10 protein-coding genes are annotated in these 9,968 nt (G+C 47.5%); 1 reads left to right on the forward strand and 9 read right to left on the reverse strand.

Going from position 1 to position 9,968, the window contains the following annotated elements:
- Positions 1-49: 49 nt before the first annotated feature.
- The 4 genes from AC14M5_RS21870 to AC14M5_RS21885 all read right to left on the reverse strand — a co-directional run bounded on the left by AC14M5_RS21870 (position 50) and on the right by AC14M5_RS21885 (position 3,259).
- Positions 50-1,153, reverse strand: coding sequence for a hypothetical protein (locus tag AC14M5_RS21870; protein ID WP_484031842.1), 1,104 nt, complete (start codon positions 1,151-1,153; stop codon positions 50-52).
- A gap of 73 nt (positions 1,154-1,226) precedes the next feature.
- Entirely contained in the window at positions 1,227-2,657 is a 1,431-nt protein-coding gene (locus tag AC14M5_RS21875) for an MBOAT family O-acyltransferase (protein WP_484031843.1), read from the reverse strand.
- Position 2,658: 1 nt separating this feature from the next.
- A complete protein-coding gene (locus AC14M5_RS21880; RefSeq protein ID WP_484031844.1) occupies positions 2,659-2,784 on the reverse strand; it encodes a hypothetical protein in 126 nt (41 codons plus the stop codon).
- Positions 2,785-2,872: 88 nt separating this feature from the next.
- A complete protein-coding gene (locus tag AC14M5_RS21885) occupies positions 2,873-3,259 on the reverse strand; it encodes a hypothetical protein (RefSeq protein WP_484031845.1) in 387 nt (128 codons plus the stop codon).
- Positions 3,260-3,378: 119 nt separating this feature from the next.
- On the opposite strand from AC14M5_RS21885, the gene AC14M5_RS21890 reads away from it, so the two are divergent.
- Positions 3,379-4,080, forward strand: coding sequence for a diacylglycerol/polyprenol kinase family protein (locus AC14M5_RS21890; RefSeq protein ID WP_484031846.1), 702 nt, complete (start codon positions 3,379-3,381; stop codon positions 4,078-4,080).
- 32 nt (positions 4,081-4,112) lie between these two features.
- On the opposite strand, the gene AC14M5_RS21895 is transcribed toward AC14M5_RS21890, so the two are convergent.
- Genes AC14M5_RS21895 through AC14M5_RS21915 form a run of 5 tightly spaced genes read right to left on the reverse strand, consistent with a single transcriptional unit; the run spans position 4,113 to position 9,759 of the window.
- Complete coding sequence (locus AC14M5_RS21895) at positions 4,113-5,129, reverse strand: hypothetical protein (protein WP_484031847.1); 1,017 nt, start codon at positions 5,127-5,129, stop codon at positions 4,113-4,115.
- Between the two features lie 7 nt (positions 5,130-5,136).
- Positions 5,137-6,534, reverse strand: a complete 1,398-nt coding sequence (locus tag AC14M5_RS21900; RefSeq protein WP_484031848.1) for an MBOAT family O-acyltransferase — start codon at positions 6,532-6,534, stop codon at positions 5,137-5,139.
- Between the two features lie 58 nt (positions 6,535-6,592).
- On the reverse strand, positions 6,593-7,612 hold the full coding sequence (locus AC14M5_RS21905; RefSeq protein WP_484031849.1) for a hypothetical protein: 1,020 nt from the start codon (positions 7,610-7,612) through the stop codon (positions 6,593-6,595).
- Positions 7,612-9,015 (reverse strand): MBOAT family O-acyltransferase, encoded by a 1,404-nt coding sequence (locus AC14M5_RS21910; protein WP_484031850.1) that lies wholly within the window; start codon positions 9,013-9,015, stop codon positions 7,612-7,614. Before AC14M5_RS21910 ends, AC14M5_RS21905 begins: the two co-directional genes overlap by 1 nt.
- Before the next feature lie 3 nt (positions 9,016-9,018).
- Positions 9,019-9,759 (reverse strand): PIG-L deacetylase family protein, encoded by a 741-nt coding sequence (locus tag AC14M5_RS21915; RefSeq protein ID WP_484031851.1) that lies wholly within the window; start codon positions 9,757-9,759, stop codon positions 9,019-9,021.
- Positions 9,760-9,968 lie beyond the last annotated feature (209 nt).

The following is a 9,968-nucleotide window of genomic DNA, read 5'->3' on the forward strand; positions in this document are numbered from 1 at the left end:
AGGATTATCTAAGAAACCCTTCGCTACCGCTCAGGGTGACACAAATTGATTATTTACAACTCTCAATAATATACGGCGCAAGCTCCTCTGCCAACAATCTTTCTCCAGCAGGCGTGAGATGGATTGCGCTGTTGGTAAACTCGCTCGCAGGGATGACGTCCCATAGATCAATGTAATCCCAGTTATTCTGCTCGCTGATCGTAAACATCATTTCACGATACTGGTCATACGCCCAGCGCGGATAGAAAAAATTATAGCGGATATCGCTGTTGGTTCCCGAACTTATTAACATGGGCTCATTTACCAGGATCATCGGGGTTTCAGCCGTCACGCGGTATCCCGCTTCCAACGCATTCACCGCCAGTTGATTTTCATCCAAAATGGGCGGTTGGAAATCATGAAAACTTTGGTCGGCTTCAAGGTCCGTTTGTGCGTGCTCATAATTTTCGGGATAAATCTGGTCAATGCCCGTCGCGGCCCACATCACGCCATAAATTTGCAAGCGGATTAAATCCGCCAGCGCGCGTTGATTGCCGATGATCGTATCTTCCCAAAAAGTTTTCTGTGTGGCGGAATCATTCGCCTCGATCTTAAGCTGATAACTGCCTGCCAAACTATGAAGCGTTTCCTCGTTATTGGCGGCCAGCGGCGAAGCAGCCTGCTTCTCGATGGGAAAAGCCTCCAATGTTGTCATCCAGATCACAAGGTCAGGGTTATATTCCATTCCACGCGAGAGGAGCATGACATCCTTCGTCAATGAAATGGTTGGATACCCCAAATTATACGCACGGACATTCTTCCCACAGGCCAAAAAATTAACCACATTCAATTGACCAACAATCGTTTCCTCTGGCTTGAGCAAGGTTCCCCAAACAGACGAATCCCCGATCACGATCACGCGATATTCATCCCGAGCTTTTTCTTTGCCAGCAATTAAGTGAGATGCAAACATGGCATCCAGATCAAACAGGCTCAGGTTGTATGCTTGCGCGGGATTCTCTCCAAAAGGCAAACGTTCTCTTCCTGGAAAGACAGAATTGTATAAGGAAAATCGTCCCAGCCTCGGCTGCCACGCAGCGAACACGATGTTGAAGATGATAAATAGTAGCAATCCTTTGAGGAGGATATTGAGAGGTTTGGTTTTCTGGTTCATATATCTAGTACTGCGAAATTTATCTCGCAAGCAAAAAGGCGCGACATAAATGTCGCAGTACTTAAGGATGACATCAAATAACTCCAAACAATTTCAAAATGACCAGCCATGACGTGACAGGCGAAGACAAAGCAAAGAAAATCCAACCGACTGCAACAAAATGAAAAGTGAACAAAACACCGCTGACATTTAGCACAGCCTGACGAGTTGGCGTAATTGCCCATGCCGCAGTTCGGGCTTTGGTGAAATCATTCCAGCGGTTGTGGATGAACAAACCAAGCCCATGCCAGAGACCCCAGATGGTGAAGTTCCAGGTAACGCCGTGCCAGAAGCCGATCAACAACATAGTGGCGACTTGCGTCAGCAGGATCATCATCGTCATGGGGATTGGTTTTGACCATGATCTGAGCCAGCGTGTGACGGGATTAAAGAAATAAGCGCGGAACCACTGCGTGAGCGTCATATGCCAGTTGTTCCAGAACTGAGTTAAGTTGGGTTTTAGATACGGGGAGGCGAAGTTCTCAGGCAGATTAATTCCGAGAAAGCGGGCAATGCCAAGTGCTATATCTGTGTAGCCGCTGAAGTCGAAATAGATTTGAAAAGTATAGGCGTAGAGCAGAATCCACATCCAGCCCGTGGACTTAACTTGCAGTGCGTTGGTGTCGCTCAAAGCGATCAAAGCTAACGCATCTGCAACGACAAATTTCTTGAACAGGCCAAGTACGAAGCGTTGACCTGCGATCAGCAGGTAGTCATTGCTGAGACCATTGAAAGGTTGGCGCAGGTCTTTGATAAATCTTTCCACGCGGTCAATGGGCCCTGATGTGAATGCGGGGAAGAAAATGACATAGGTGATGTATTCGCCGAGTTCAACGGATGGAAGACGTCCCATCTGGCGGTCGCGGATGGTATGCATGAGGCGAAAGGCCACGTAGGAAAAACCAAGCCAGCGGAAATCCGAAGCGTTGACTTCTGTCAGCGATTGACCGACCAGTGCGCGGAGTCCGTAACTAACCCAGTATGTTAGGGCGGGGATTTTGATCGCAAGAAAAAGTCCGATGAGGGCAAACAACCCAAAGGTTAAGAGTGAAGCATTGAACTTTGTCAGGCGAGTGAGGGCGAAGAAGATCAACCCTGCGATGAAAAGGATCGCAATGGTGATTTCGATTTGCGGCGGGCGGGATGCGGTGAGAATGGAGTCTAGTGACGTGAAGCGGGTTAAGTTTAATAATAGAATGATGCCTACGACAACTGCAATGACGATCCAATTTTTTCTGTTGAGCCGTGACTCTTCATTGGCTGTGATGTACCAACTGAAAATTGTAATGACAAGTGTTGCGACTGGAATCCAAAAATCAAAGCCGCGGATGGGCAGTGCGGGCTGCAACCAGAAAATGACGATGACACTTGCAATCAGCAGAAACCACGATCTGCCGCGTTTACGCATTACCGTCCCCCAAAAGAGTGCGGCGGCGGCAAGGATCAGGATTTGAATAACCGTCATCCTAAAAACCCTGATAGATCCATGTTGGGCTACTATCTGCGGTGAAGATGACCAGCGCGATCAGGATCAGGCAGAATAAGAAGGCGAGAATATTTTCACGTGAGAAGAGTCTTTTTAAGTAGGACATATTGAGGCAATCCGCAGATTTAGCAGATTGCGCAGATAAAAAAACCAAATCTGCTAAATCTGTGTAATCTGTGGATGGGTTTGAACTTTTATCGGACGCCGCAGACCAGCCAGTTGCCGCCCTGATTGACGACTTCATACGTACGGGTGGAGAGATCCAGTTCCTGAGGTTCACCGTTATAGCTCATTTGTAACGTGCCCTGGCAATCTACGAGAGTCTTATCGCCATCGGTTCCAGATTGCTGGCAGGACATTCCACTCACAGTCACCTCAACCAATTGAAAGGAGTCGAGTTCGATGCGGGCATTCTCCTCCCAATCCGCGCAGGAGAGGGGGATTAGGGACGCTTCATCCTTATTAGCAAGGGCGATGATGTAACTTTCCACCGCATCCGCCGCGCCGTTTGAATTGTCCGCACCGCAAGCAGAAAGGATTAAGCTCAAGCCAAGCATGGCTGCCATAATTATGTTTCGCACAAAAACCTCCGTTTATTGGGTAAAAACAATGGCGGATTATAGCATGGAGATATTCAAGTAAAATATCTTTTCACCGAAGATGGGTATATTGTGCAAATCGATTCCTTCAGGAGTTCACCTTGAATAACTATTTTGCCCTCATCATTACCTTTGCTCTCGCCACATTGTTTTTGCGCTCGATGGATTTCATCGCCCATCGCGGCTGGATGGACAGCAAGCTGAGCCGCAAAGTCATTCATATTGGCACGGGTCCGCTGTTTGTGATGTGTTGGCTGCTCTTTCGTGATACGCCTGATGCACGCTGGCTGGCGGCGCTGGTTCCGTTTGCCATTACGGTTCAATTTGCCCTGATTGGATTGGGTGTTATCAAAGACAAAGCCTCAGTAGATGCCATGTCCCGCACGGGTGACCCGAAGGAGATTTTGCGTGGTCCGCTTTATTATGGGATCATGTTTGTGGCGCTAACTTTGGTCTATTGGAAGGATTCTCCGATTGGCATTATTGCCTTGATGATGATGTGCGGCGGCGACGGCATCGCGGATATTGTCGGGCGGCGCTTTGTTTCCCCGAAATTGCCGTGGAGCAGGGAAAAGTCAGTTGCGGGGACGCTCGGCGTCTTTCTTGGGGGATGGCTGATGTCTGCGGCCATCATTTATATTTTCGTGGCTGTTGGTGTGTTCGCAGGGGCATTCACAAATTATCTTCTGCCAATTACTGGAATCGCTTTTGCAGGAGCGGTGGTTGAGTCACTGTATTATAAGGATATTGATAATATCAGCATGACGCTGGCTTCGGCTTTGGTTGGTCATTGGTTCTTTTAGCAAACAGGCGATGCAGAAGCACCGCCTGTTTGCTATTTCTGAGTAAATATTTCTTTTAGCCCATCTGCGACAAGTTCTGTGAAGAGGATTTTGCCCTGCTCGTTTAAGTGGATCGAGTCTCGGAAGAGATCATGTGTGAGACGGGGATCAGTTCCAAAGTCCAGCAGAGATGCGTTTTGATCCTTGATGTAACTATTCAATGCGCCAAGATAACTTTCAAGCTCTGGTGAATTTTCAATCCCCGATTCCACTTTGATACGGACAAAGACAAGTTTGATGTTGTTTTCATTTGCAATGCGGATCATTTCAGGCAGGAAGGAACGACCCACCTGCGAATCAAAATCCAGTTGATCAGGAGTATACAGAAGGGATTCCGCCGCGCCAACTGCATCAACGAGGGCTCTAGGTTCGAGGTCTGCACCTGAAAAGATTTCACCGAGCGCATAATCGGTGCAGGTTTCGTCACAGCCAAAGAGAGGCGGGGCGAGATAACGGATGCTGGCATCAATTCCGTTGCGGAGGTCCGTGCGCGACACATACAGAGGAAAATATTTCTCTGCCACGATCTCCAGCGGATTCATCAAGTTGACGAATGAATTTTGAATCAAAAGGGGCTCATTGCGGGCGGCGTATTCATCCACTAGTTCAAAATAACTGCCATGTACCCGGTAGCCAGGGGCAGTGAGAATGGTATCTCGAAAAACCACAAGAACATATTCAGGTGTGTAGGATGACTCTGCGATGTTATTTTTGATGATCAGATACCACAATGCTGAAGCGGAGCCAGGGATGCCGATGCTGTAAACGGACTTGCCCGTTTGTTCGGCGAGCGCGTCTGCATCTATGCCGAGGACGAGGGTGGAGTCACCGAGCATTACGATCTGCGGATGGTTCTCTTCAATATAGTCCAAATGATTATGGCGGACTTGTTTATCCAGCGTGGGACCGGGGTCACGAGGAAAATCCAATTCGTGGGTGGAAGGCAGAATGATCGAGGTGGCGATCAGGATGAGGGCGAGGATCAGGCTGAATTTAAGAAAGAGGCGCATGTTCATCCTAGAATTGGAAATAGATAAAGTCGGAACTGGCCGAGTTGATGTAGACGATCACAAGAGTCATCGCAATTGCATAGTATGCAGCATGTGCCCAGCCTTCGGGGGTGTAACGATCAATTAAATTTTTGATCAAGAGCGGAAGCGAATAAGCCAATGCCATTGTCAATGTGATCAGGCTGAGGAGGAATTCATTGCGGGTTGGCAGGAGCGATGAATTAAGAAAGATGTCGATGAGCCATTCCATTGAAGGAGCACGGAAGATCGCCCAGCCGAAGACGATGAGCGAAAACATGAGAAGCCACGCAAAAAATGATTTTAGTTTTGAGTTTGGTTTCCAATCACCGCGAATGCCAGCCAGTTGGTAGATTGTAATGAGGACGCCATAATACAAACCCCAGATCACAAAGTTGAGGCCTGCTCCATGCCACAACCCGCTGACGAACATGGTGACCAGGGGAGGAATTGACATTGCCAATTTTTCATTGAGTTTATAACGAAGCAAAGCGCGGCGTACGGGAAAGAAGATGTAATCTCTCAACCAGGTTGAAAGGGTGATATGCCAGCGATTCCAAAAATCAGTTGGGGTGAGCGATAGATAAGGCCGGCGAAAGTTTTCAGAGGTATCGAAGCCGAGTAAATACGAGACCCCGCGTGAAAGATCGGTGTAGGCGGAAAAGTCCGCCAGGATCTGCAGGGTGTATCCGAGCGAGGCGCTTAATAATAAAAAGCCCGAGGGTTCTGCAAAACCAAATCCGCGATTGACAATGACTTGGATGCTATTGGCTATGACCAATTTTTTGAAGAGACCTGTTACCAGCAAAGGCCAGGCTTTGTTGAAAAGATCCGCACTCCAGGTGCGGGGCGATTCTATCTGCGGCAATAATTTTTGCGGACGTTCTATCGGTCCCGCGATGATCTGAGGAAAAAATGAAACATAGAGCGCGAAGTCAATGAAGGTGTGGGTGGGTTTCAACATGTCGCGCGAGACATCGATCATATAGCCCAATTTTTTGAGGGTGAAAAATGAGAGCCCCGCAGGTAATAAGATTGTGACCAGAAGAGGGTCGGCGTTGAGGCCGATGTTGTTCAAAAGAATAATAACGTCGTCACTGAAAAAGCCGTAATACTTGAAAAATGCCAGCACACCCAAGTTTAGGGCAATGCTCAACCCCATGAAAAGATGCTTGCGGTTGGGGTAAACACCCATACCGCGCGCGAGGAAAAAATCCGCGAGTGTAGAGGGGCCCAGCATAATTGCGTACCAAACCTGCACCCAGCCATAAAAATAATAACTGGCTGCCAGCAATATTAAATTCTGCCAGCGGCGCTCGCGGACTGTCCAATACAAAATAAAGACGATCAGGAAGAAAAGCAGGAAATCGTAACTTGTGAATGCCATGAAAAGGTTTTTCTCGCAGAAATGAAATTGGGTAGCGTTATTCTTTCGTTATGCTCCACTATTTCCCAATAATGGGTCGGAACTCGTCCGCAAGGATCTTTGTGAATTCCTGCTTTCCATATTGGTTCATGTGAAGCGAGTCAATTTGGAACTCATTCGTGATGCGCGGATCGTGGGAAAAATCCACGAGGAAAACATGATCCTGTTCCAAAAGATATTTGTCAAGTGATGCAACGTAATCGGTTAATGCCAAAGGCTCCGGGCCAAGAATCTTTGTGCGGACAAAAATCAGGTTGAGATTATTATCTTGCGCCAGTTGAATCATGTAGGGGAGGAATGACTGATCAACCTGCCTATCGAAATCCATTTCTTCAGGGGCATACAAGGTCTTTGCCGCGTCCTCCATCATCTGATTCAACGCCATAGGATCCACTTCCAGGCCGAAGAGGGAGCGCACGGAATAGTCTGTGCATTCTCGATTGCATCCCAGCAGTAAAGAGGAGGGCTGATAGCGTAATAGATTATCCAAATCTTCACGGATTTCCAATCGAGCGCTGTACCACGGAATATATTCTTTCGAAAACTTTTCAATTGGATTCATCTGACTGGTAAACGCCAATTCCACGAGCAGCGGTTCGTTGTCGGCGGCATACTCATCCAGGAGTGGAAAATATTTGCCTGTTGTTCGATACTGCGGTACGGTCAACATGGTGTTTCGAAAAAATACAACGATATATTTTGGGCGGTATGCAGCTTCCAAAACGATATTCTTCATGACCAAATACCAGGAAGCGGTACCGGTACCCGGACCCGTAATTGCATAGGCGCGTACCCCCAACTGGCTTGAGAGTAAAGACGGGTCAACACCTGCTTTAGGCACTGAGTCTCCTATGAGCACAAGATCGGCACGATTGTTTTCGATTCCTTTAATATGTTCCTTTTTTATCTTTGGCTCGAATTCGGGAGCAAGGGGCGCAGGGTAAGGAATATTGTAATGAAATGGAAGGTAGAAGCCGCCTGCCAGTAAAAATCCACACAGGAATAGTAAATAGCGGGTGAAAATAATCTTTGAATTCATCAGAATTGAAAGTAAATAAAGTCAGGAGAGGATGAGTTCATGTATATCAGGGTCATCAAAGTTGCGGCTGTGTAGTAAAGAGCATGAATGTTTTCTCGGCTGGGCCAGATGTGTTCAAGAACATACTTTACAAGGAGAAGGGATGCGTAAAAGGCTATCATCATGAACAGCACCAACAAAGTCGTCAATTCTTGCGGATTGCGATAGAACGGGCTGTAAATAAGCGCGTTCCAAAGCCAGGGAATGGATTGAGCGCGGAAAATGATCCAGCCAAAGACGATCAATAAGAACATGACCAGCCAGGCAAGAAAACGCCGAATTCCATGCGTCGGTTGCCAGTTGCCTCGTATACCGAGCCACTGATAGATTACGATTAACACTCCATAATACAGTCCCCACGTGATAAAAGTCAAACCGGTTCCATGCCACAATCCGCTGATAAACATGGTAAACAGTGGCGGGATAATCTGCGGCAGCATCTCAGGAAAGCTTTTCGCCCTCAACAGGATGCGCCGCAGTGGAAAGAAAATATAATCCCGCAGCCAGGATGAAAATGAAATATGCCAGCGATTCCAGAACTCGCCTGGGGTAAGTGCAAGATATGGTTTATTGAAATTTTCAGTAGTCTGCAATCCTAGCAGAAAGGCGCATCCGCGGGAAAGATCGGTGTAGGAAGAGAAGTCAGCCAGAATTTGAAGTGTAAATCCAAGCCCGCCTACGATCAGGAAAATTTTTGAAGGTTCCTTCATCAGGAAAACCTGATCCACAAAGACTTTCACAGTATTGGCAATGACAATCTTCTTGAATAAACCTAAAAGTATCAATTGCCATGCGTCATAAAAATGAGAAGGCTTCCAGGCGCGGGGCACCTCCAATTGCGTGAGGAGTTTTTGTGGGCGGTCAATTGGACCGGAGAAGACCTGCGGAAAAAAGGAAACATACGCTGCAAAGGCTACGAAATCACGTGTGGGTTGCAGTGTGCCTCTTCCCACTTCGATTAAATAGCTGATTTTTTTCAGCGTATAAAATGAGACCCCCAGTGGCAGGATGATCACAGAAAGAAATATATCGCTCGAAATCCCGATTTTTCCTGCCCATGCGGCAAGGGCCTCATCGAATGTGAAATAATATTTTACAGAAGCCAGCAGCCCAATATTCAATAGTATACCGAGCCACATCAGAAACACGCCCTTTGACTTCCAGCGTACCATGACCAAGGCAAGGAAATAATCCACCATGATGGAGGCAAGCAAAACCGCCGAATGCCAAGGGACAAGCCACCCGTAAAAAACAAAACTTGATGCAAATAAAATCAAGTTTTGCCAGCGGCGTTCGCGGACCGTCCAATACAATATGAAAACGATCAGGAAGAAAAGCAGGAAATCGTAACTGGTAAATGACATGGATTAATTTTCAGGCTTCTCTTCCACGTTGATCATCACTTTATAGGCTTCGGCAAATTGAATCTCTTTTTCCTTGCCTGCCTCCTGTGCCCACTCGCGCATTTCCTTATCTGGATCCCAATCGCCAAGTTGACTCACGTGCTGTTTCAATGCATTGATCTTGATATCAATCGTCTTACTGATGTCCACCCATGTATCGGGTTTGTCGGCGCCATGAACGTACACCCGTTTGACTTTGTGCGGCTCAAGCCCTTCGGCAAGCAAGTCGGTGAAAATCAACCTTGTCTCTGCAGAGGGGAATACCGCATACAAGGCTGCTTGCGAAGCGGCTCGATGGTCGGGATGATTGATGTAGCCGTTTCCGTAGAACACACCCTGTGGATCACCGATGATGACCACATCAGGTTTGTGCTGGCGGATGATGCGCGTGAGTTTCTTGCGCAAGGCAATGGTTGGCTCCAGCTCACCATCAGGGTGGCGCATGAAAACGGATTCCTTCACACCAATCACGTTGTTTGCGGCGGTTTGTTCACCTTCGCGGAGTTTCGCCAGCTCAGGTTTATACTCTGCGCCCTTTGTTGGGTCATTCGTGCCCGAATCACCACTTGTAATTACTACCGATATAATTTCGCATCCTGCTTTGGCCCATTTGGCAAGCGTACCAGCAACGGTAAATTCCTGATCATCAGGATGCGCGTGGATGCTCATCGCGCGTTTTGGGAGGTATTCTTTTTCGGCGTTCATGAACTGGATTTTACCTGAAACTAACAGACAAATCGTAGTAAAATAGAACGCACATTCTATGTAATATCGCATGACTTAGTAAACCAGAGGTGTATTGTTTACCCACAATTTTCACTCAAGAGTTTACTGATGTATGAGACAAGCGATGCTTCTTTGACCTCCTTAAATTGCGAGAGCCGGGGCGCCGGCCCCGGCTCTCGCTCTTACAA

This window comes from Candidatus Villigracilis sp., assembly GCF_057083605.1.